This window comes from Candidatus Hydrogenedentota bacterium, assembly GCA_012523015.1.
Classification (GTDB): domain Bacteria; phylum Hydrogenedentota; class Hydrogenedentia; order Hydrogenedentales; family CAITNO01; genus JAAYBJ01.
In genome coordinates this window covers 1-23,320 of the sequence record JAAYJI010000076.1, presented here as the reverse complement: position 1 = coordinate 23,320, position 23,320 = coordinate 1, and the positions used below count along the sequence as shown (strand labels likewise).

General features: G+C 49.7%; 19 protein-coding genes. 3 read left to right on the top strand and 16 right to left on the bottom strand.

Translation table 11 applies throughout. The features are described 5' to 3' along the window. The 5 genes from tuf to GX117_03155 all read right to left on the bottom strand — a co-directional run. On the bottom strand, window positions 1–1,037 hold a 1,037-nt coding region (tuf, locus tag GX117_03175; GenBank protein NLO32347.1), incomplete at its 3' end, for an elongation factor Tu. A gap of 135 nt (window positions 1,038–1,172) precedes the next feature. Then, a complete protein-coding gene (gene fusA / locus GX117_03170; protein ID NLO32346.1) occupies window positions 1,173–3,269 on the bottom strand; it encodes an elongation factor G in 2,097 nt (698 codons plus the stop codon). Window positions 3,270–3,489: 220 nt separating this feature from the next. After that, window positions 3,490–3,963, bottom strand: a complete 474-nt coding sequence (rpsG, locus tag GX117_03165) for a 30S ribosomal protein S7 (GenBank protein ID NLO32345.1) — start codon at window positions 3,961–3,963, stop codon at window positions 3,490–3,492. 60 nt (window positions 3,964–4,023) lie between these two features. After that, window positions 4,024–4,446 (bottom strand): 30S ribosomal protein S12, encoded by a 423-nt coding sequence (locus tag GX117_03160; GenBank protein ID NLO32344.1) that lies wholly within the window; start codon window positions 4,444–4,446, stop codon window positions 4,024–4,026. A gap of 271 nt (window positions 4,447–4,717) precedes the next feature. Continuing rightward, window positions 4,718–6,115 carry a cysteine--tRNA ligase gene (locus tag GX117_03155; GenBank protein ID NLO32343.1) on the bottom strand — a complete coding sequence of 466 codons (1,398 nt, stop codon included), beginning with the start codon at window positions 6,113–6,115 and terminating at the stop codon, window positions 4,718–4,720. 510 nt (window positions 6,116–6,625) lie between these two features. On the opposite strand from GX117_03155, the gene GX117_03150 reads away from it, so the two are divergent. Next, window positions 6,626–7,804: a DUF3754 domain-containing protein gene (locus GX117_03150; GenBank protein ID NLO32342.1), complete on the top strand. Its 1,179-nt coding sequence runs from the start codon at window positions 6,626–6,628 to the stop codon at window positions 7,802–7,804. 178 nt (window positions 7,805–7,982) lie between these two features. On the opposite strand, the gene GX117_03145 is transcribed toward GX117_03150, so the two are convergent. The 11 genes from GX117_03145 to GX117_03095 all read right to left on the bottom strand — a co-directional run bounded on the left by GX117_03145 (window position 7,983) and on the right by GX117_03095 (window position 19,751). Continuing rightward, window positions 7,983–9,407, bottom strand: coding sequence for a PDZ domain-containing protein (locus GX117_03145; protein NLO32341.1), 1,425 nt, complete (start codon window positions 9,405–9,407; stop codon window positions 7,983–7,985). 424 nt (window positions 9,408–9,831) lie between these two features. Further along, a complete protein-coding gene (locus tag GX117_03140) occupies window positions 9,832–10,581 on the bottom strand; it encodes a tetratricopeptide repeat protein (protein NLO32340.1) in 750 nt (249 codons plus the stop codon). Beyond that, the gene (locus GX117_03135; GenBank protein ID NLO32339.1) at window positions 10,578–12,341 is read right to left on the bottom strand and encodes a protein BatD; all 1,764 of its coding nucleotides are present in this window, start codon (window positions 12,339–12,341) and stop codon (window positions 10,578–10,580) included. Before GX117_03135 ends, GX117_03140 begins: the two co-directional genes overlap by 4 nt. After that, window positions 12,338–13,159 (bottom strand): hypothetical protein, encoded by an 822-nt coding sequence (locus GX117_03130; protein NLO32338.1) that lies wholly within the window; start codon window positions 13,157–13,159, stop codon window positions 12,338–12,340. Before GX117_03130 ends, GX117_03135 begins: the two co-directional genes overlap by 4 nt. Further along, the gene (locus GX117_03125) at window positions 13,156–13,860 is read right to left on the bottom strand and encodes a hypothetical protein (protein ID NLO32337.1); all 705 of its coding nucleotides are present in this window, start codon (window positions 13,858–13,860) and stop codon (window positions 13,156–13,158) included. The genes GX117_03130 and GX117_03125 overlap by 4 nt, the downstream gene beginning before the upstream one ends. Next, complete coding sequence (locus GX117_03120) at window positions 13,853–14,929, bottom strand: VWA domain-containing protein (GenBank protein ID NLO32336.1); 1,077 nt, start codon at window positions 14,927–14,929, stop codon at window positions 13,853–13,855. Before GX117_03120 ends, GX117_03125 begins: the two co-directional genes overlap by 8 nt. Before the next feature lie 71 nt (window positions 14,930–15,000). Further along, window positions 15,001–16,035 (bottom strand): VWA domain-containing protein, encoded by a 1,035-nt coding sequence (locus GX117_03115; GenBank protein NLO32335.1) that lies wholly within the window; start codon window positions 16,033–16,035, stop codon window positions 15,001–15,003. After that, a complete protein-coding gene (locus GX117_03110; GenBank protein ID NLO32334.1) occupies window positions 16,032–16,982 on the bottom strand; it encodes a hypothetical protein in 951 nt (316 codons plus the stop codon). Before GX117_03110 ends, GX117_03115 begins: the two co-directional genes overlap by 4 nt. Continuing rightward, window positions 16,979–17,872 carry a DUF58 domain-containing protein gene (locus GX117_03105; GenBank protein NLO32333.1) on the bottom strand — a complete coding sequence of 298 codons (894 nt, stop codon included), beginning with the start codon at window positions 17,870–17,872 and terminating at the stop codon, window positions 16,979–16,981. Before GX117_03105 ends, GX117_03110 begins: the two co-directional genes overlap by 4 nt. Before the next feature lie 52 nt (window positions 17,873–17,924). Further along, window positions 17,925–18,911: a MoxR family ATPase gene (locus GX117_03100; GenBank protein ID NLO32332.1), complete on the bottom strand. Its 987-nt coding sequence runs from the start codon at window positions 18,909–18,911 to the stop codon at window positions 17,925–17,927. A 3-nt stretch (window positions 18,912–18,914) separates the two neighbouring features. Beyond that, entirely contained in the window at window positions 18,915–19,751 is an 837-nt protein-coding gene (locus tag GX117_03095; GenBank protein ID NLO32331.1) for a hypothetical protein, read from the bottom strand. 849 nt (window positions 19,752–20,600) lie between these two features. Here GX117_03095 and GX117_03090 point away from each other — a divergent pair. Continuing rightward, window positions 20,601–21,719, top strand: coding sequence for a hypothetical protein (locus GX117_03090; GenBank protein NLO32330.1), 1,119 nt, complete (start codon window positions 20,601–20,603; stop codon window positions 21,717–21,719). Window positions 21,720–21,900: 181 nt separating this feature from the next. Continuing rightward, window positions 21,901–23,320 (top strand): hypothetical protein (locus GX117_03085; protein ID NLO32329.1); only part of this gene is annotated, 1,420 nt, incomplete at its 3' end.

The following is a 23,320-nucleotide window of genomic DNA, read 5'->3' as shown; positions in this document are numbered from 1 at the left end:
GGAAGATTCAAGGAACCGGTAACGTCCGTGGTACGGAAATAGAACTGGGGACGATAACCCGTGAAGAAAGGTGTATGACGACCGCCTTCTTCCTTTTTAAGCACATAAACTTCGGCCTCAAATTTCTTGTAAGGCTCAATGCTCTTGGGTTTCGCAATGACCATACCCCGTTCCACGTCTTCACGACCGATGCCGCGCAGGAGCAGACCGACGTTGTCGCCCGCTTCCCCTTGGTCCATCAGTTTGCGGAACATTTCCACGCCCGTAACCGTCGTTTCGCGTTTCTCTTCGTTGATACCAACGATTTCAACTTTCTCACCAACCTTGATGATGCCCTGTTCGATACGACCAGTAACCACCGTACCACGACCGGTAATGGTGAATACGTCTTCCACAGGCATGAGGAAGGGTTTGTCCAAAGCACGGGTAGGCGTGGGGATGAAGCTGTCCATCGCCTCGAGCAGTTCAGCGATCTGTGCTTCTGCTTCCGGATCGCCTTCCATCGCTTTGAGCGCGGAACCACGAATAATCGGTGTGTCATCGCCGGGGAAATCATATTTATTGAGCAGGTCGCGAAGGTCCATCTCCACCAATTCGAGGAGTTCGGGATCGTCAACCATGTCTACTTTGTTCATCCAAACGACCATGGCAGGCACGTTCACTTGGCGGGCAAGCAAGACGTGTTCACGGGTCTGCGCCATAGGACCATCATTGGCGGCTACCACAAGAATCGCGCCGTCCATCTGCGCAGCACCGGTGATCATGTTTTTAATATAGTCAGCGTGACCGGGGCAGTCGACGTGCGCATAGTGGCGCGCATCGGTTTCATATTCCACGTGGGAAATAGAAATGGTAATACCGCGTTCCCGTTCTTCAGGCGCCTTGTCAATCTGACCAAAGTCCATCATTTGGGCTTTGTTGTTTTTAGCCTGCGCTTTGGTGATTGCACTGGTAAGGGTCGTTTTACCGTGGTCGACGTGTCCAATGGTTCCCACGTTGACGTGGGGCTTAGTGCGTTCAAATTTTGCCTTCGCCATGGCGACTCTCTCCTTCACACGGCGCCCTAATTGCGCTCGTGGTTATGTCACACTCCTGCCAAGCTGCATGGTACAGCCGCAAGGCGCAACACCGACTTTATTGCTTACTCATGTATTTTTAGCGTATTCCATCCATTAAAATCGGAAAGATACGCCCATCTTTTCCATAATCTCGTTGGCTGCTGTTACAGGTACCGGTTCGTAATGGGAAAATTCCATTGCGTAGGTTGCGCGTCCTTGCGTTTTTGAACGCAATTCGTTTGCATACCCGAACATTTCAGCCAAGGGTACAACTGCATGAATCATTTGGGCGGCGCCCTCATTTTCCATGCCTACCAATCGACCGCGCCTGCGATCGAAATCTCCTATAACATCACCTGTAAATTCATCAGGTGTAATAACATCCATTTTCATAATCGGCTCTAAAAGCACCGGAGAAGCCTGAACTGCTGCTTCTTTGACCGCCATTGAACCTGCTATCTGGAAGGCCATATCCGAGGAGTCAACCTCGTGATAGGATCCAAAAGTGAGTGTCACTTTAATGTCAACCATGGGATAGCCCGTTACAATACCCGTATCTACCGCTTGGCGACATCCCTTCTGCACAGCAGGAATATATTCTTTTGGAATAACACCGCCGACCGTCTTATCTTCAAAAACGAAACCGGAGCCGGGCTCGCCGCCTTCCAAGGTCAATACAACATGGGCAAATTGGCCGCGACCGCCTGTTTGGCGCACAAAGCGCTTTTCCACCTGTGCCTTACCGCGCAAAGTTTCACGATAGGCGACCATCGGTTTACCTACATTGGCTTCCACATGAAATTCACGACGCATCCGATCAATAAGTATTTCCAGATGAAGTTCGCCCATGCCGCCGATAATGGTCTGGCCTGTTTCTTCGTTGTAACGAATCCGAAACGTAGGATCTTCTTCTGAGAGTTTCGCCAAAGTAGTCGATAACTTATCCTGCTCCGCTTTGCTCTTCGCTTCAATCGCAACATGAACCACCGGTTCAGGGAAATCGACCGACATTAGCGCAACAACTTTCTTAGGATCGCACAGCGTATCACCGGTTGTCGTTTCTTTACAGCCAATGACTGCGCCAATATCGCCCGCATGAAGCTCATCAATGTCTTTACGATCATCCGCATGAATCTCAATGAGTCGGCCAAGCCGTTCTTTTTTTTCAGTGCGGGCATTGACCACTTGTTGACCTGCCTTGATTTTGCCGCTGTATACACGCACAAAAGTGAGGCGTCCGATATGGGGATAATTGACTACTTTAAATGCTAATGCGGCAAAGTGGTCGTCATCACTGGGGCGACGCTTCACGATACGGCCGGGTTGGCGGGGTTTTGTACCCTCGTATTCTCCCATATCAACGGGAGAGGGCAAATAATCCACCACCGCGTCCAAGAGAAGCCGGGTGCCTTTATTGCGTAGGGCCGTTCCGGTAAGAACGGGTGTCAATTGAGAATTCAACGTACAGCGTCGGATCGCCGCTTTTAGTTCCGCTATGCTAATCGTGTGCTCTTCCGTTAGATAAAGTTCCATGAGAATTTCATCAGTGGAGGCGACGAGGTCGATGAGATCTGCGCGACGTTTTTCTGCCTCTGCCCGATGGCTTTCCGGCACTTCACCAACAATTTGCTGATTTTCGCCGTCTTTGATTTGCCACGTGATGTACCGCCAATCCACGAGATCGATAATACCTTCAAAATGATCTTCTGCACCGACGGGCATCTGTAAAGGGAGGGGATGTGCGTCCAAGCGGGACTGCATACTGGCTGCGGCTTTATAAAAATCCGCCCCAACACGATCCATTTTATTGATGAAGGCAATGCGCGGTACGCGATACCGCTGCGCCTGGCGCCAGACCATCTCTGACTGGGGCTGCACCCCTGCGACCGCACAAAATACTGCCACAGCACCATCCAACACACGTAGACTGCGTTCCACCTCAGCGGTGAAGTCGATGTGTCCGGGCGTATCAATGATATTGATATGGTACCCTTTCCATTCGCAGGCTGTAGCAGCAGATGAAATGGTTATACCGCGCTCCCGCTCCTGCTCCATGAAATCCATGGTAGCGGCACCGTCATGGACTTCGCCCATGCGATGCACTTGGCCGGAGTAGTACAAGAGCCGTTCTGTCACGGTGGTCTTGCCGGCATCAATATGAGCCATAATTCCAATATTGCGAATATTCTCGATTGCTACTTTTCGGGGCACGTTAACTTTCTTTCAATTCAATGCTTAGATCGATACAGAAGGCGCACGTCCGAAAAGGGCTATCCTGATACTTTGGAATTTAGCCCTACACTCTCTGCCTGATTCAACTTTCTGAATACCTGACAGAGGCGACGCGCGCATCGTTGACGAAACTGCGCGTCACTCTCCGTCATATGTGATAATTAATTCCTTCATAAAAAAACCAAAAACGCAACCGTCCTTAGAAACGGAAGTGGGCAAAGGCTTTGTTGGCTTCTGCCATACGGTGCGTATCATCTTTACGTTTCATTGTGGCGCCCTGTTTGGTATAACAATCAAAAAGTTCGCCGGCCAATTTCTGCTGCATCGTTTTCTCGCCGCGTTTACGGGAAAATTCGATAATCCACCGGAAAGCGATAGCGGTACGCGTTGCAGGCGCGATTTCGACAGGTACCTGATAGGTAGCGCCGCCGACACGCCGCGATTTCACATGCAACAAAGGCTTGGCATTTTCAATGGCCTTTTCGAATACGGACAAGGGATTTTCATCAGGGACTTTGACTTTCAAAATATCAAAGGCTCCGTAGACTATACCTTCGGCAACACTTTTTTTGCCGCTCTTCATGATGGTATTGACAAACATCGCTACTGCTGTGCTTCCATACTTCGGATCGGGCAGCATTTTACGTTTGACTATCTCACGCCGTCTTGCCATGATTCTTATTAGACCTTATCGTTATGCGACGCTTAAAACGCCGACAAGTTCAATGTACTTTTATTTTTTGGGCCGTTTAACGCCATATTTAGAACGGCTGACCCAACGCCCGATATGTTTCTTTTTGCCGCCCTCATCTTTGACCGAGGCGGTGCCGCCCAAATCGCCCGTAGCATCCAGTACGCCACGGATAAGATGATAGCGAACACCGGGCAAGTCTTTAACACGACCGCCGCGAATCATTACCTGGGAGTGTTCTTGTAAGTTGTGACCGATACCCGGAATATAAACGGCAACTTCCATACCGTTTTTAAGACGCACACGCGCTACCTTACGTAAAGCGGAATTGGGCTTTTTCGGTGTAAGCGTATAAACGCGTGTACACGTACCGGAAGCTTGCGGACAAGATTTCAAAGCCGGTGACTTCGTTTTACGTTCTATCTTTTTCCGACAGTTTCGGACCAGTTGATTAATCGTAGGCAAAATACAAACTCCACACCAAGGGTTAAGTAGGTAATAAACGGGGCTACTGCGCAACACTTCCTGCGCAGAGAAAAGGATTGCTTGCAGACAGGTTCACAGTATAGCAAATAAAAAACAGCAATGTCAAATACAGTGGCAACAAATCTTCCGCACAGTTTTAAAGCGTGAAAACACGCCCCAACGCGTTATTCACAACAGTGCGATCACCTTGCCAAGGGTGGTGTCGCCGTGCTCTTATTGCGCTCTACCGGACACTGTACCACGTAGTATATCACAAAGGCTTGACCCGTTGTCCATCCGGCGTATCTTCAACAATCCAACCTTTGCCTCGCAGTTCATCGCGTATGGCATCAGCATCCGAAAAACGTTTCTCTGAACGTGCCTGTTGACGTTCTGCAACACGATCTAATACCCATTGCGGAACGCTTTCTTCGAGAGGCGGCGCAAACACGCCGGTAACTTCGTTCAGTCGATCCAGCAACGCCAAGGCTTGCATCGCGCCGGCGCGCCCGACCGTCTCTGTATCCAGTTTTCGGTTCACATCGCGGATAAAATTAAACACCGCGCCGAGGGCGCCGGAAATATTTAGATCGTCATCCATGGCTTCAACGAATTCCGTCTCACAGCGCTCGCATTCTTCTTTGAGCCCTTGTCCTTCTCCTTCGATTTCGTCGAGGCGAATTCTAAAGTCACGGATACGGCACAAGGCTTGCCATGCTGCTCCCACGGCGTCGAAAGAAAAGTTGCTGGGCTGCCGATAATGGGTGGAAATAAGTGCGTATCGAATCGCGAGAGGATCAAGCCCTTTTTCCAACAGATCGCGAAGGGTGTAGAAATTGCCGAAAGATTTCGACATCTTGCGCCCTTCCACCATCAGGTGCGCGCAGTGCAGCCAATAATTAACAAAGGGTTCTCCGGTAGCACAACAGGATTGCGCAATTTCGTTTTCGTGATGAGGAAACATATTATCGACGCCGCCACAATGGATATCGAAATGTGCGCCTAGATATTTCATGCTCATGGCGCTGCACTCAATATGCCACCCCGGCCGTCCTTTGCCTAAATCTGTTTCCCAATAAACGTCGCCGTCTTCCTCGTCCCAGGCTTTCCATAAAGCAAAATCTCGTGCCTCTTCAGCTTCATATTCGTCTGCGTCAACGCGTCCGCTGGCGCCCGTCTTCAGATCGTCCAAGTTCATGCGGCTCAGCTGCCCATACTCCGGGAAGGTGGAGAGTTTAAAATAAATGCTGCCTTTGTCGTCATAGGTATGTCCTTTATCACGGAGACTCTTAATGAGTTCCACGACCTCTGAAATATGTTCGGTAGCGGCGGGATAGGCATCAGCACGCCAGATGCCCAAACGATCAATGTCTTCAAAAAACGCTTGCGCGTAATAGTCGGTAATTTCTTTCAACGACTTACCAGTTTCTCGGCAGGTGCGGATCAACTTATCTTCCACATCGGTAAGGTTCATGATATGGGTGACTTTGTAGCCGCGATAGGTCAGGTAGCGGCGCACCAGATCTTCGAACATATAGGCGCGGAAATTGCCGATGTGGGCGTAATTATAAATCGTTGGACCGCAGGTATACATGCCCGCTTCGTGGGCCTTGATCGAATGAAATGCTTCTTTGGAGCGCGTCAGTGAATTATAAAAATGAATTGACATGGTAGCGGTATCCTAGCTCTAAAAATCGTTCTTTCTATAGGACAGAAAAGACAGTAAACATGAAAGGCAAAAGGGTTTATTGCCATAGCGTCTAAAACGGCATTAGCATAACAAAAGAATACTTGAAAGCCAAAGATAAAGCCTGATCTCACGTTCCTTCCTTACAACGCTATCCCGCCATTGGTTATTCAATTGGGTCTGAAGAATCATATATAAGTCCGCCATTTATGGTAAGCAAGCCTCTGATTGCTCTTGATCATTCGCCATTGATTCGGTTTCTGAATTGGGTTATACTTTTTTTGGAGAATGGATCATGACCGACTGCAGTTTTTCGGCTTGGTCTTCACGATTTGTCATTGAGACAGACCCGTCTCTCATGGTTAAGCGGAGCATCTTAGATCTAAAGGAGGGGAAAGGTGAAAGCCTTTTCCGGTGAATCTGTTTATGCAAACAAACTGTGGTTGTAGAAGATTTCGGTTTATACCCTTTCGCAAACGTGATTTACTTGAGATGTGTTTGCATGATGGACAGCTGAGCGGCAAAGAAGAGGCTTTCCGTTATTTTTTTAGGATCTTGGACAACACCTACCACTTCAACTTTCACGAAATAATCGAAAGACTCAAAGACGTATATGCGCCCATCGATCCCGATGCCGATACCTGCGTTTTGGACTTTGATTGTGCACAGGGCAATGAACAGTTCATTGATCTTTTTGAGCATCTTCTGGAAAAAGCCAATTACGAACGGCTAACCGAAGCAGAGCTAGAAGAAGCGCTTAGCAAATCCGATTTGTTCAATATCCCCTTGACGATTAATCTCGACAACTTTTCCGATAAACGTATTTATTATCGAGGTGTTTCGACACGAGAAGAAAAGTTGACCGGGATCCGTTCTTGGTTTAATCCCTCCGTATCTTTCACCAATTACGATCGTGTCGTCCTGTACATACGCTATCGTGATGATTATTGCAGTTCAGCGAAGAACAAAACGAAAGTGAAAGGCGGCACGACCCTCATCAAGATGTTTCGCAACGTACCCAAACAAGATATTGAAATGGTATTTCCCGATCCTGAACCGGGTATGCGTGGGTTGGATAAAGCGCTCATCGGATTGCCCGCCATTGGCGGCGGTGCTATGGCGTTGCCGAAACTGATCACATCGCTGACCATTTTTAGTTCTCTCTTCGGATATTGGTTTGGCCGTACACAGGAAGCACCCGATCTCAAAGAAACAAAGACACTGGTCGCGTTGATGATGGGCATCGATATTCTGGGTGAGTACTTGTGGAAGCTCTTCAATAATTTCAAGAATGGAAAAGTTCGTATCCTACAAGAACTCTTGGAAAATTTATATTTCAAAAATATGGACAACAATTCCGGTGTCTTTTTCCATGTAGGACATGACGCGGCAGAAGAAGAATGCAAAGAAGCGCTGCTGGCATATTATTTTTTGTTGACCAGCGAAACAGCCTTGACAATGAAAGAGCTGGATGATCGGATTGAAGCCTGGATGAAAGATAAATGGAATTGTGTGTTGGATTTTGAGGTAGACGATGCGCTTCCCAAATTGCTTGAATTAAAATTAGCCACCGAAAAAGACGGCAAATATTCCGTGTGCAGCATTGAAGAGAGCATCAAAATATTAGACGATCAATGGGACGCTTTTTTTAATCCCCTTAGCGAATCCTGAACACAACTTCAAGAACTGCTCCTCCCTCCCCCACCCTGTATCAGAGGTGTTCTTCCTTTTACGCACATCAGATTCACGGCATGCACCCAGATTAAAAACAATCGCCGGCGCAGCTGCGGACAACTACGCCGGCGTTCTCTCTTCACTCGCGAAGAGAGGAGGCAAAAGGATGACCTACTTAGTTTTCGGGCACTCGAATGATGGTTATATCAGGATCATTAGTTCCTCTGACAAAACGCACCAGTAAAGATTTACCCGGTTTCGCATGCGCATCTATTTGCGTGAAGAATTCTTGTGAATTGGTGACAGGCACTTGTCCAACTTCAATGATAATATCACCTTCGGTCAGGCGCGCTTCTTGGGCGGGGCTTTCAGGTTCTACTTCAACAACCACAACGCCTTTGACGCCCTTTCCAAGACCGAGGCGCTGCAAAATGGTCGGTGTAATGTCATGCACCTTAAGTCCCAGCGCTGATCTTTCACCGCTCTGCCGCGCTACACCGACATTACGTTCCATCAAGGTAACGTTTACTTCGATGGTTTCACGGTCACGCCAGATCTCCAGTGTTACCGTTGAGCCGGGCGCGTTAGCGGAAACCTTTCTCACGAGTTCCGAAGCATTGGCTACGGCCTCTCCGTTTACTTTCCGAATAACGTCATAGGTTTTTAATCCGGCCGTATCTGTGGGGGTGTCGGGCTGTTCCTGTCGAATTACAGCGCCTTTGTTGTCGGGCAGGCCTAAGGAAGCAACATCGGCATAGGAGGAAGCGTCGTCAATGGACACACCTAAATAGCCCCGTGACACTTTACCTTCAGCGATGAGGGCAGGCACAGTCTGCTTAACAGTATTGATCGGTATGGCAAATCCGATAGAATTCGCGCCAAATACAATCGCTGTATTAATACCGATTACTTCGCCGTCAATATTGCACAATGGCCCGCCGCTGTTTCCCAAATTAATGGCGGCATCAGTCTGGATAAGATTTTGGAAGGTCAACCCTTGCATGGCAAGTCCTTGCAAACCTTCCCGTCCGAGGGCGCTCACATGTCCATAAGAAACGGAACCTTCAAATCCGCGCGGGCTGCCGATGGCAATAGCGAATTCACCGACCTTTACTTTTCCGGAATCGCCAAGCGCCAAAGGTGTCAGTGTTTCATCGGCTTTAATTTTTATGACAGCAATATCGGTTTCCGGATCGGTTCCGATTACTTCTGCCGTATATTCATTGCCGTTATACAAACGAACAAGTATTTTTTCCGCGTCTTCAACGACGTGGTTGTTCGTAATAATTAAGCCGCTCGCGTCATAAATGAATCCGGAACCGGTGCCCTGGGGACGCACTCTTTGCTGACGCCGCTCGGGCTGCTCAGGCAAATTAAAAAATCGGAAGAGATCTTCCATCGGGCCGAATGGTGTCATACCTACCGTTTCCATTTTGCCTTGAACGTCAATGTTCACGACGGCGGGTCTAAGCCGATCGTGAAGCTGGACAAATCCATCTTGAATTTCGCGGAGCAGTTCCAAGCCATCATGGGCGTAGGTGACGGTACTGCCCATTAAAAGCATTGCCAATCCGAGTACCAACTGTGTTCTGAATCTCATGTTTCAATCTCCTTAGTGGTTTCGGGTACCGGGGTTCCGGAAAAACTTACCGGTCACAATCCCGCTATCCATCGTTACGTTAATCTTTTCTTCGTAATCGCTGCAGAGACATCTCTTGCACGATCCGGTTATTTTATTTGTGTTCATAAAGCGGCGCTGTGGCCGAAAACAACTGTTGTCCCTTTAAAATTAATACATCGCCGAACTTGGATTTGTTCCATAGGCTGGGTATTTTTGCAACCGGAAGGTGCTGCTCATACCTAACGCTATAGAAGAACAACAAGATAACCTTGCAGAAGAAGTGCTTCAATCCTAATGGGCACTCCGCTGTCAAGCCAATCTGTATATCTGTTGTATAGAGAAACATCCAATTCATCATTTCTGTTTCCGTAATGTCTCGATAAGACATCAAATTTCTCGGGCATCAAAGGCTGTGATCCACAATGCCGACTCCTTCTTTTCTGGTCCAGCCCCGTTCATCTCCATAGGCAATGAGCCGCAGCCAATGACCGTCCAGCCGATCGACCAATACGCGGTCGCCTTCATAGAGCATAAACCGCGGCTGTTCAGATTCGTTCATACTAAAATAAACGGGTATCTCTTGGCTTATAATGACCGCCCTTTTCGGAAGGTCGCGGAGGGCATAGTCGGTTGCTAAAGCAAAGCCATAGAAAAACAGAGCTAAGCCCAAAGAAATCCATAGGGGCCATGCATATTTCAAAAGCCTGAACCAGTGCCGCAACAAAAGCAATAGGACAGCACTTATTAAGAAGGCATAAACCAAGCCCAGACTTTGCCGCGGCGAGAAGGGATAATAACGCAGCAGCATGCTGCCCGTCGCCATGCGCGGATCAGGCACAGGCAAGCTGCGCCGCGTTTTGCCCAGACTCTTTTCCAAATTGGTACGGGCCGGCGTAAAGTCCGGATCTACTGCCAACGCCGCCTCATAATAGAGGATTGCTCGGCCGAACTCTTCCTGCTTATAGCAGGCATTCGCAAGATTGAACAAGACCACCGGGTTATTCATCCGATAGCGCTCATTCAATTCTTTATAAATTTTTTCGGCGTCGGCATAGTGTCCTTCCGTATAGGCGGCATTTGCCTCTTCAAAGCCTTGGCTCACTTCAGGGGAGAGCACGAAACCCTGCAAACTGAGTATGAGCAACGCTATCATGATCGTTTCTCCCGGATCTGTGTCTGAAGCCGTTCCACCGTCTTCCGTGCAGCAGCATGGAGCGCCTCCACTTCATCGGCAGCAGAATTTCGCCCTGCGTATTTTGTGCGTTCACAGGCACGGAGAAACCGTACAGCCATGTTGGTGGTTTCTTCATCCACATGCCGTTCCATCAGCAACAATTCCACTTCGGACGAGGTGAGTCCCGCATCGTTGATGTTAAATACATCGGCAATATATCCTCTGAGTGCACGCTCTAATATATCGACAGCGTCAGATTTCGTGAGGACTCCGGACAGTGTTTTTTCAAAGCGTTTGCCGGCGAAAAAGCGGCGTGCATAGCCGTGATCAGCGGCAAGTCGTCCGCGCCAACGAAGCAGTGCTAAGAGAAGCGCAAAAAGGAAGAGCAGCGGCAGCGGCCCGAAATATAAGCGCAGGGGCAATCGAGGTGAAAGACGCGGCAGCGGCTGAGTAAGGACAGAAGAATCGGTGATAATCGGCAAAATATCATCATCAAAAACTTCGATTTGGTTCCGTTTATTTTCGGCCGTGCCGCCAACAGCAATGAGCCCGCCTGTTCCTTCTGCGGGATGAACAGACACCGTAAACGCCTTTGTTTCTGCCTGTTCATAACGTTTCGTTTCCGGCGAAAAATAGACAAAATTTAAGGAGGGCAATTCATGCTCACCCACTTCTAAAGGGGTAATGAGATAACTAAATTCTTTTACAACTTCAGGATCATTTTCTTTCGAGTGCAGCGTCGTTTCCGCTTCAGAAAAATGTGCCCATGCTGTCTTTGGAAGGACGGGCGCACTTAACACATTTGGATTCCCCTGGCCACTGAGGGTAAGGGTCAGGCGCACCGGTATCCCTTGTGTTAATTCTTGATCCGCCAATTGCGCCTGAATTTTATAGTTGCCCACAGCGCCGCTGAAATCTTCAGGCGGCTGCGGCAGCGACCGTACTGTGATGGGGATGGCATCTGCGTGGAAAATTCTTGCCACGCGTTTCATACGCCCTCGTTGATCATACCAACGCACGGCACCTTGCCAGTCCCAGGCTTCAATTTGGAAGTTTCCCGACAAAGTAGGATAGAGAATGCGCACAAATTCGGTGACTTGATAACGACTTCCATTGACCACTTCTGCCGTGTTGTTTCGCCACTCAGCGCCGGGATAAAAGCCTTCCGTTTCCGGAAAAGGAGGATTCCCTTCAACAGCCACATTACCCAGTTGCTGATAGAGTACCTGCATGGTTAAGAGCAGCGCTTCGCCGGGATAAAGTTCTGTTTTATCGGTAAACATACGCACGAAGGCAAGATCATCGACTGTGATGGATTGCTGTTCTTGCGGAGACTGATTGCCCAAATCCAAACTGTGTGTTATCTCTATGGTGGCAGCTTGACTAAAAAATTGTTGGCCGTCAATGGTAACGGGAATGCGCGGTAATTCAAAGGTCCCTTCCTGTGCTGAGGATGCCGGATAACGCCAAGACCGCGATTGCATAGTGGTTGTTTGCCCATTGATCATTTGAATGCGGGTCTGTGAGCCTGTAGACGGCGTGCCCAGCTGAAGACCGATCTCTTGGATCGGGGACATGTCAGGCTCTTGAATATTTCCGCCTTCCGCCTCTATGGTAATGTAGAACATTTCATTGACGGCAGCCCGTTTGGTGGACACGGTGGTCGTCACCCGTCCTTGTGCATAGACCTGTGCGGCTATGAGCAAGAGAGGTGCTATGTATCGAATTTTACAGATCACCACCAATCTCCCTTAAAATCAATACGATCCCGTTGTTTGAGTTCCTCTACTTGTTCTCTGCGATCTATATCATCCAGAGAATTGAGCAGCGCTTCAAGATTTTCATCACCGACGGGCACTTCTCCTTCCGTGGCGGCGTCGCTGTTCACGGAATTTTCTTCCGTATCGTCTCCATGATCGTCTTCACTTTCGTCGGTATCCGCCTGCTGCTGTTGCTCTTCCTGTTCTTGATTTTCGTCGTCACTGTCAGGAGGTTGTTGTTCCTCAGACTCACCGCCGCCATCGCCATCGCCGGGTACACGCACAAGCATGACGAGGATCAGCTCTCCCTGACCTGCAGGGATACCTCTAAACACAAGGGCTTGACCTTGCGCGGCGACCGCCTGCGTATCCAAAGCGTTGACATAATCTTCACCTTGCAACCGTTCTACCCGCGCATGAAGGACAATCCCGCCTTCAGCATCCATGCTCAACGCCGTAGTCTTAAAGGCATGAAGGGCATTAATGGGAAACAAGACTTCTTCGCCCCAAGGCATTTCTTGGCTATTGATAGCGATGGCTTCATACTCGGTATAAGGCAGGTCATTAAAGATTGCAGCGATGCCTTTAAGTTTCTCGTCTATGTTCAGACTTTGAGGCACACCGCCGGAAGCCAAGACAGCGTAGACTTGTCCAATAGGCGCTGGCGGAGCGGACTGGGTCGGCGCGGGAAGGGGCACGCCTTGCATGGACGCCGGATCCGGAGGCAGCATGGGCTGACCCATAGCGAAGAAAGGGCAAGCAAGAAGAAAGGCTATGATAACAAGGGCGCGGCTCATGATTCGCCCTCCTGTGATTTAGGCGTGATCAGGGTCGCTGTGTTGCCGTCAACTTTAACCGATGCGCCGGGTAATTCCGTCACCGCTTGTCCAAAGCGCGACAAAAGTTTTTGCGTATCGTCTTGGGGCGGCTGCTCCTGTTCCTGTTCTTGCTGCTCTTCATCTGCCGTCTGCAACAGTTCCTTTAATTTGAGCTGGGTATGATCCAAATTTTGGCGTAATCCGCTATGATTCGGGAAATGTTTTAAAGCGGCTTCATAACGGCTCACCGCATTACGAAGTGCCGCAATCGCTTCATTACGATTTGTTGGTGAAGCGGCTAAATCGAGTGCTTGTTTCGCAGTCACATTCGCCGCGTTAAAAGCCGCCTCTTCGGCGATGCGTATATTCTTGCTCGTGCTGAGATTGGAAAATCGGCTCCGTGCTTCTTCATAAGCTGTTGCCGCCTCTTCCACAGCACCGGATTCGCTGAAGGCGGTAGCTTTGGCATAGAAGGCACAAGCGGTACCGAATTGCAATTCAGCTGATTCGGGATGATCGACCTGGGCTTCACGGAGCAGCTTCAGCGCACCGTCAGCGTCGCCTTGATTTAAAAGCCGAGTGGCGCTCTGCACCGTTTGCGTCACATCCGCGCCATGCGCAAAGCCGACGCCGATCAGCATACCTATCGATAGGGCAAATAGGAATAATCTATCAACCATGGGAAGCCCTCTCCATGCGTCGCAGGCGTCGTTGGCGCAATATCGGCAAGATGCTTAACCATAGCCCTTCTGCGGCAAAGCAAAGCCATGCCGCGGCGAGAGGCCAGCGATACCGATTGATCATCCGAAATTTAAGGGTGTCTGAAGTATGCCGCGCCCGAACAGCGTCAAATTCTCCACGTAAAAAATCAATGTCTCCATTATCCGGCGTAATGCGCACGTAGGCACCCTTTGCCGCCAATGCGATCTGCGTTAAGGTATCTTCATCGAGCTTAGATATGTGGGTCAGTTGTTGGTCAGGAACTGAAACATGCTGGCGCATCCATTGGGGATATTCGACAACACTGCCCGCAGGATCACCGATGCCGAGGGTGTAAATCACTGCATGAGCCGCAATTTTATGGGCCTCCGCAACAGCGTCTTCCGCCGTCTCCTCGCCGTCGCTGATGAGCAGGATAAGGCGTGTGTTATTGGCGCTATCGCCGAAACGTTTGGCGTCCGCTTCGAAAGCATCGCGTGCCTCCACAAGTGCCGCCGTCAAGTTGGAACCTTCTACACTGAGCGTATCTGTGTCGACTGCATCCAATATGGAACGGAAATATCCTTGATCCAGCGTGAGCGGACATAGATAAGCGGCTTCGCCGGAAAAGAGAATTAAGCCGAAGCGGTCAGCCGGACATGTCTCGAGCAAGGATTGAATCTTTTGACGAGCGCGGATCAGCCGTGACGGCAGCATATCGTCGGCGTCCATACTTCCCGACACGTCCAGCAGGATTAAGATGTCTCTGCTCGTTCGGGTAACAGGCGCCCACTTCTTACCCCAGTGGGGCTGTGCCAAAGCAAGCAATAGGAACAGGATTCCGAAGAAGGAAAGCCAAAATAAAGGGCGGCGGCTGCGCAGCGAATACGGCAGAATCAAACGGTCGGCGAGATCAGCATCAACAAAACGATGCACTTGTTTTTCATGGCGCTTGTCGAAAAAGCGAAGCACAAAAAACACCACGACCAGTGCGGCAACGCCCGCTGTCGCCCATAAAGGCATTTGATGTATGGGAAAATAAAACTCCATATACACTCAATAGTTTGTTCTTGGCATAACTGCTAAGACTCGGTTAAAAAGTAGGGTTGTGTTGAAGGTGTTCATGGCACCATCTCAAACCACAACCGTCTTGATAGTATGGAAGCCAGAAGTAAACAAGCGCCTACAGCTAAAAAGGGCATGAATTCTTCGCGTGCTTCGTAATAATCATTTACGTCGATTTCTGTGGTCTCCATAGCGCTGATTTCATCATAAGCTTTCATCAGCGATTCCGTATCGGAAGCCAAATAATATTTGCCGCCGGTAATATCCGCCATTTGTTTGAGTACTTTTTCGTCAATGGCTTCCGTGCGCATGGGAAATAATCCGTTCCGTATGACAATCTCTTCTGTGGAGCCGGCGCCGATGGTGTAAACCCGAATGCCGTATTCATTGGCTAAACGCGCAGCCGTGACCGGGTCAAGCTCCCCTCTGTTATTAATGCCGTCGGTCAACAAGATCACCACTTTGGATTTTGCCTCGGAGCGGCTTAAGCGTCGGATAGCCAGACCAAGGGCGGAACCGATTGCGGTGCCGTCTTTGTGTTTGGGCGTAATGGAAGCATTTTCTATTTCTCGTTCGAGAATGTCGTAGTCCAAAGTCAACGGGCATTTGGTCCATGCCAATCCGGAAAACAGTATCAATCCAATACGATCCACGCCATAACGAGATTTGTCGCTTTCCCGTCTGCTGTTTACGAATTTTCGCGCTGCTTCACGGGCTACATAAAGCCGATCGTATTGCTTTCCTCCTATGAAAAAGTCAGGCTGCTGCATGCTGCCCGAAGTATCCAGGCAAAGCATAATATCAATGACCCCGGCCCGATCTTTGCAAACGTAATAACCGTGTAAAGGGCCCGCTAAGGCTGCAAGGAGCAGTAAGAGTCCTGCAGCACGCAAAAGTGCGGGGATATGCCGTATAAAATCCGGTGTACCTCTGCGCAGCGACGCTGCCATATCCGCCGTAGAAATGGTTATCGTGCCGGCGGGCCGGCGCATCAACTCCACTATAAGCAAGGCGACGACGACAAGGGCAAGCCAGAAAAATTCAGGATGGGACATGCCGTCAAAAACAAATATAGTTTGTAAGAGTTTCATGCCGCCGTCTCCCGTGTCTGATCCTGTTCATGAGCAGGGATTGTTTCTTTCACAAAGAGACGCACTTGCTTGAAATGTGCGTTGCTCAGGTCTGCCGGCGGATTGAATCGGGCAAACTTGATGCGGTCGCAATGACGCAAAAATTCGGCTAAAAATGTTTCCTGTGTTTCAGAAAATATGCGGTGCTCAGCCGCTGCTTCCATAAGTTCGGGCGTGGTCTGGTCGGGAGCGGCGATTTGAAAACGATCTTCAATGTAGTAACGCAGAATAGCGGATAAATCTACGTAAAACAGTTCTATCTTCCCAAGGTTAGGCAGATCGCGCAACTGCAATTCCCGCAGCCGGTTGAGCGCGATATCCCAAGCGGGAAGCAGGGGCGCCGCCGCTTCTTTTCTTCGACCATAACGCCGGAAGATTGCTAGAAGAAGGAGCGCCGCTGCGGCCGCCGACAACAAAAGGATCCAAAGGCTTTTTTTGAAGGGTGTCTGCGCCGCTAAAATAGCGTCAGGACCAACCATGGCCACAAAATTTTCTGCGGCGCCCCGTTCTGCTTCCGTCAGTTCGCGCGCTTCAAAACTCAGAATGGGCGTTACGATACTTCCTTCTTCCTTCAGGCGCTGCCAGCCAATGTTTAGGGCCGGTAAAATATAAGTGCCCGCAGCAACAGGATCAACGCGGTAGCGCTGCACGTGCACGACTTGACCGGACTGCAGCGTTTCTGTATCGCTTTCTGTTTTCTTGATTTCGATTTGCCCGGGTATATCGCTCATTTCCGGAAAGAGGATCTGCACATCAGGCGCTGCTTCCACACGTACACTATATTCCGCTGTACGATGGAAGGGTATGGATGGCGGAGACAGCCGCACTTCCTGCACCAAAACATCTGATGCTGTTGCCGCCGCCATGCTCAACAGACAAGCTGAGAGTATGAAAATAAAGCTTCTCATACGGCAGCGCGTCCTGATTTGCGCCGCTCACGCATTTTAAAAAAGCGATAAATCTCATCCACATAGGATTGGTCGGTGCGTGTATGAAGTGTGTCAATGCGGTTCCTGCTCAGCAAGGCATCCCGTGCTTGCTGACGTTCTTCCGCCGCACGCTCATAGGCACGACGCACGCGGGGATCGCCTGTGTTGATCATGGTTTCCTTGCCGCTTTCCGCGTCGCGCATTGCCACTCTCCCCACATCGGGCAGGCTAAGCTCTCGTGGGTCCGTTACTGTGACAGCGATAACATCATGATGCCGTTTGGTCGTGCGGAGCGCTGTTTCATAGTCTGTTGCGAAGAAATCAGAAACGAGAAAGACTACTGATTTACGGCGAATCACGCGGCCCAGATAGCGTAGCGCGTTGCTTATGTCTGTACCGGTGCCGCGAGGCTGGAAATACAGCACTTCACGAATAACACGAAGTACATGGCGGCTGCCCTTCTTCGGCGGCACATATAATTCCACCTCATCAGTAAAAATAATTAATCCGACCTTATCATTATTTTTTATAGCGGAAGCTGCCAATACAGCACAGAGTTCCGCAGCCAGTTCATTCTTAAATCGGGCAACACTGCCGAAGCGGCCGGAACCGCTCATATCCACAACGAGCATCACCGTTAATTCGCGCTCTTCTGCCATCACTTTTACATGGGGCTCGCCCGTACGGGCGGTTACATTCCAGTCAATACTACGGATATCATCACCCGGCACATAGGCGCGCACTTCACGAAACTCCATGCCTTGCCCTTTAAATACACTTTGGTATTGGCCTGCGAGAATTTCGTTTACCACACGGCGCGTGCGAATATGAATGCGCCTTATTTTTTGCATGATCTCCTGAGGGATCATTGTGCACGGTCCTTTCCAAGGTTCATACAACAGTCAATAGCATTGCCAGCGATCAAGGAACCGGTACATTGTCCAAGATTTTTCGGATGATGTCTTCACTGGTCATATTTTCGGCTTCCGCTTCATAAGAAATTTTGATGCGGTGACGAAGCACATCCATGGCAACCTGTTTTACGTCATTGGGAAATACATTGCCTTCGCCCTGCACAAAGGCGAGGGCCCGCGCGGCTTGCTGCAAGTAGATGGTGGCGCGGGGAGATGCCCCGTATTCAATGAGAGGTTTGATATTCAGCCCGTAGCTTTCCGGGTCACGTGTGGCGTAAACAAGATCAACGATGTAATTCTTTGCCTTATCATCCACATAGATTTGGTTCACCACTTCCCGGGCTTCGAGTAAAAGCTCGCGCGTCAAAACGGGCTCCACCTTTTGCGGATGCAGCAAATCCACCCGATCCATGATCTGCCGCTCTTCTGTGCGCGTGGGATAATTGACCTTGAGTTTCAACATAAACCGGTCGACTTGTGCTTCCGGAAGCGGATAGGTGCCTTCTTGTTCGATGGGGTTTTGGGTCGCCAGCACCATAAAAGGCGTGTCTAGACTGAAGGTGTTATCACCGATAGTTACTTGCCGTTCCTGCATGGCTTCCAATAAAGCACTTTGCACTTTCGCAGGGGCACGGTTAATCTCATCGGCCAAAATGATGTTCCCAAATACGGGTCCTTTTCTGGTTTCAAATTCACCCGTTTTTGGCGCATAAATGAGGGTACCGATCAAATCGGCAGGAAGCAAGTCCGGCGTGAATTGAATGCGCCTGAAACTACAGTCCATGGCTTGTGCCAAAGTGGTGACTGCCGTGGTCTTTGCCAGTCCCGGCACCCCTTCGATCAAGACATGACCATTGGCGAGCAGCGCCGTGAGCAAACGGTCGATCATATAATGCTGACCAACAATAATTTTTCCGATCTCTTCGCGCAGCCGCGTTATTGCAGGCGTATATTGCTCTACATTGCGTCTGAGGGCTTCAACATTTACTGCCATGGACTAACTCTCCTTTGTCCCATGCTGTTTCATGTTCGTTACATGTTTTTCTACTGCTTTGAAGTCGCCCTCCAGCATGTCATCAGAAGGGCGCACACCGCGATAGCCGGTATCTTCAATACGTGTATCTAGACGCTCACAAAGCGCCTCATCTTTTGTTCCCGATTGCGCCGCAGCAAGATCACAAAGCTGGCGCAAGGCCCGGTAACAGGCATAGAAGTCGCCGTCCAACCTGTGGCGGCGTGCCTTATGCAGTAAGGCTGTCGCCTGTTCAATGGTATTCTCACCGTCGTTTTCCACCTCAGTCTTTTTCTTAAAGCGCAAAACCACGGCCGAAAGAAGCAGGAGGAAGACGAGACTGACGAAAAAGATAAGTGCTATGTTTTTGGCAAGATGTCCCGAGCGTACTTTCACAGGGATCGCGGTGGAATGCAGCAGCTGCGCCGAGGCATCCGCCGCTACAGCCAAGACGCCGGTATTCGATTCCTGATCTGAGGGAATGACGCGAAATTCTAAAGGAGGAATCTCATAGTCCCCTGCCGCTCCCGGAACGAATCCCACTAAAAAAAGTGTTTGGAGCCTACCATCGGCAGAGCGGGCGCGTTCTTCCAAAAGCAGCGTGTCACACCAATCCAAAGCGGGCAGTTCGGGCGCTAAGACCACAAAGGCTTGCCCGGCGTCCTGACTGCCAATAGCGTATTCCACAGGAAATATTTCACCGGGATGGGCATTATATTTTTGCGGATTGGCTTCTATAGTGAAGCTTGCCCAGGCCATAGCGTTCAATAAGAACACCATCACCATGGCAGGCCATTGATAGGAACTGAGTTTGTACTTCATGCCGATGTATAAGCACATATCGTGCCAAGCGCTGATATTGAAACAAACTAAAGAATAACAATAAGATACATATTTTTTGCGGAATCAAAATCCCGCAAAAGCGGAAAGAGAAGGCTTGGGAAACTCCATTTCAGGAGCAGCACCAATAATTTTGAGCGTAAAGATCGTTTACATGGGATCCTGTCCTTCCATTCCTTGCGCCGGCAATTTGTGTAAAGATTCACTACTTCCAGATTGCGAATTGTTTCACAATTTATAACGCTAAACTTTCCTTTCAATGCGGCTGCAAGGAGCAGGATTTACCCTTGAAACAGACTGGTATAAGCGGGTTTTGATGCATCCATCAGACCAATATACGAATAATAATATTTGCATTAGATGTTAAAGATTTTGCTTTCATCACCTCGTTTGTGATACATATTCTGACAACTAAAATGGCATAGACACCATGTCGGGCTGAATGATAGTGTGTCCTTTTAATTGATTTCATAACGGTTCACCCAATCAACAAAACCGCAGCGTTGGTTTGTAAAGGTTATACTTTAGATTTATCTATTTTTTTGGCTTTAAGGATATCATTCACCGGGAGGGCTGGAGCTGCTTTAAATTGTCCCTTCCTGAGTTGTATCCCTTGCCGCTGTCTTTTCGGGATAGATACCGTTTTGAAAGACTCTTTTTTTTTGCTATCGCTGTAACATGCCCTCAGTTGGCCGCCAAAAACATATAGGAGTACCTAGTTTGAAAGATTTTACACGGAACCGAGGGACTTGGATACGAACTTTTCTTTTTTGTTTTCTTGCATCATTCCTTTTGGGCCTGTCTCAAGTTTACGCGGGAGAAGGAGTTTTTTTGCTGGGCAATGATACCCTCCAACTGGGCCGCGCCTCCAGCGGTGTTGCGAGTCCGCGCAGCGCCTATTGGAGTTACATGAATCCGGCGTCTATTGTGGATCTTGATCGGCGTATCGACGTAAACTGGTACAGTGTATTTTCCAAGGTGAAATTAAAACCCCGTGGCCTGATTGGAAACCGCTTAGATGGCACTTTGGTCTCCGATGAACTTTCCAACATTGTCAGTTCCGGATTTATCTGGCCTTTAAAAACAGGCACCTTGGGCGGCGGTCTGTTTATCCCCAGCGGCGCAGGCGTGGAGTATCCCCACTCACGCAATATTATCAGCCGTCTTGTGGGCGGCAATTATGACAGACGACTTGCCTATCAACATTTCCGCGGCGTGCTGTCTTATGCCTATGAATTTGAAAATGGCTGGGCAGTCGGCTTGGGACTCCATGTTTCTATGAATCGTTTTCGAACCGATCATCTCACCCTGTCGCTGCGGGGCGCCCACAACGATAATAAATGGGATCATGCCTATGGTGCCGGCTTCGGTGTTGGCTTTTACAAGCGCTGGGATCAATTGGCCTTCGGATTGAACTACAGTTCACGCCATTGGACTGAGTCCATGCGAAAATACAATGATTTGTTGAGTGCGCCTCTGGACACGCCCCGTGTGGTGCAGGCAGGTTTCGCCTATAAAGTGACGCCCAAGCTGGAACTGACAGCAGACTTCAAATGGCTGCACTGGCGCCGTATCAGAACCTACGGCTCACCCATATTCCGAGGCGCTGGTTACGGATGGACCAATCAGAGCGGCATTAAATTAGGCGTGGAATGGAAAGCGCTGCCTAAATGGACCTTGATGGCAGGTTATGCCTACAGCAATTCCCCGGTTCGTGCCGATGGCGTCTTTTTGTCCGGCCTCGTCCCTGTCGTTGTGGAACAACACGTGACTGCAGGTATATCCCATCAGATCAATCCGAAAAATGCGGTTCATTTTGCAGCTGTTTGGGCTCCGGCACACAAGCTGCGTGAAAGCGGAACTGGTGATTTAATGTCCTTTATGGGTAAAGGCACCAGCATTAAAACGGGCGCCCTATCCTTTGCCTTGGGTTATTCTTATAGCTTTTAACAAGGACGCAACATGATAACCGGGAATGACACGGTCGCCTCTAAAATACGCGGCTGCTTTCCCCTTTGCCGTACGACAAGAATTAATGATACTATCTAAGCAGGTGGAGCATCCCTATTGATTTAACGTTTATCCACGCTTCAGACTTTTGCAATGCGCTTCGGCGCGGGAGATTCGTATAATGGCAGATTCGGAGAAGGCATCGACCATTAACCTTTCAGTAAATGACCGCATTGAACGAGACCGACAGCTAATCAATGATGCACGCGCCAAAGGGAAGGGGCCTTTGTTTGGCGTATTTGTACGGTTATCAGGTCCCGGCTGGCTGCAAAGCGCCATCACCCTTGGCGGCGGCACGCTGTCGAACAGTCTGTATTTGGCAGTGCTCACAGGCTTCACCTTTTTATGGCTGCAGCCTGTCGCCATGGCGGTAGGTGTCGTCATGCTCAGTGCCATCGCCTATGTAACCTTATCCACGGGCGAACGGCCCCTGCGCGCTATCAACACCCATATCAACCCCGTCCTCGGATGGAGCTGGCTATTTGCGTCCATGGTCGCCAACCTAGTATGGAGTATGCCCCAATTCGGGCTTGCCTTGGCCGCCTTCACGAAAATGCTTTTCCCGCAAATCTTGGGCGTAGACGGACCTTTCGGAAGCTACGGCAGGCTCATCGCCGCCTTGTGTATTCTTGCCATTAATATCCTTTTCCTCGTCCTATACAGCTCAGGCGGACGGGGCATGAAAATGTTTGAAACCATTATCAAATGTATGGTCGGTTTAACGGTCCTATGCTTTTTTGGGGTCGTATTCGTCGTTACCCGCAATGGCTTGGCAGACTGGCGTGAATATATGGGCGGATTCATCCCCCGCTTCAACATGATGTTTCAACCGGGTCCGAAACTGCTGCCCTTTTTAGAGCAAGTGCCGGAACAATTCCGCGTATTTTGGACGGGCAAAATTTTGAGCGACCAGCGAGATTTCATTATTTCCGCCTTTGCAACGGCTGTGGGAATTAACATGACCATTATGTTCCCCTATTCCATGATGCGCAAAGGATGGGATCGCGATTTCCGTGGTCTTGCCATCTTCGACTTGTCCACCGGACTCTTAATTCCTTTTTTGATTGCCACCTCGTGCATCGTCATTGCTGCAGGAACGCAACTCCATGCCAAAGCACAGGCGGGGCTTGTTTCGCCCTATGATGAACAGGGCAATCTGATCGCCGTAGAAGCGAGTTTGGTCAAAGGCTTTAACGGTCTGCTGGAAGAACGACTGCGCGATGAAATAGGCGGGGAAGCCTTCGCTCAACTCAGTACCGAAGAAATAGTAAGCCGTACGGAAGCCTTTGAGGAGTCGGAACGGGTTATGGCGGCCATGTTGATCCGTCGTGATGCGCCCCAACTTGCTGCTTCTCTCGAACCGTTGACGGGCTCCACCGTATCACGCTTTGTCTTTGGCTTCGGCATACTCGGTATGGGCATTTCCGCAGCCACCATGCTCATGATCATTAACAGCCTATGCTTTTGCGAATTGCTGAACCGCCCGGCAAAAGGATGGCCGCAACTTGTGGGTGGTGCCATGCCCTCCATATCGCTCTTTG

Bases quoted from the DNA above. Each gene is read 5' to 3' on its own strand.
- GX117_03125 (NLO32337.1), bottom strand. From the start codon at position 13,860: ATGGTTGATAGATTATTCCTATTTGCCCTATCGATAGGTATGCTGATC.
- GX117_03130 (NLO32338.1), bottom strand. From the start codon at position 13,159: ATGAGCCGCGCCCTTGTTATCATAGCCTTTCTTCTTGCTTGCCCTTTC.
- GX117_03115 (NLO32335.1), bottom strand. From the start codon at position 16,035: ATGAAACTCTTACAAACTATATTTGTTTTTGACGGCATGTCCCATCCT.
- rpsG (NLO32345.1), bottom strand. From the start codon at position 3,963: ATGGCAAGACGGCGTGAGATAGTCAAACGTAAAATGCTGCCCGATCCG.
- GX117_03145 (NLO32341.1), bottom strand. From the start codon at position 9,407: ATGAGATTCAGAACACAGTTGGTACTCGGATTGGCAATGCTTTTAATG.
- GX117_03100 (NLO32332.1), bottom strand. From the start codon at position 18,911: ATGGCAGTAAATGTTGAAGCCCTCAGACGCAATGTAGAGCAATATACG.
- GX117_03105 (NLO32333.1), bottom strand. From the start codon at position 17,872: ATGATCCCTCAGGAGATCATGCAAAAAATAAGGCGCATTCATATTCGC.
- GX117_03120 (NLO32336.1), bottom strand. From the start codon at position 14,929: ATGGAGTTTTATTTTCCCATACATCAAATGCCTTTATGGGCGACAGCG.
- GX117_03110 (NLO32334.1), bottom strand. From the start codon at position 16,982: ATGAGAAGCTTTATTTTCATACTCTCAGCTTGTCTGTTGAGCATGGCG.
- GX117_03155 (NLO32343.1), bottom strand. From the start codon at position 6,115: ATGTCAATTCATTTTTATAATTCACTGACGCGCTCCAAAGAAGCATTT.
- GX117_03140 (NLO32340.1), bottom strand. From the start codon at position 10,581: ATGATAGCGTTGCTCATACTCAGTTTGCAGGGTTTCGTGCTCTCCCCT.
- GX117_03150 (NLO32342.1), top strand. From the start codon at position 6,626: ATGTGTTTGCATGATGGACAGCTGAGCGGCAAAGAAGAGGCTTTCCGT.
- GX117_03095 (NLO32331.1), bottom strand. From the start codon at position 19,751: ATGAAGTACAAACTCAGTTCCTATCAATGGCCTGCCATGGTGATGGTG.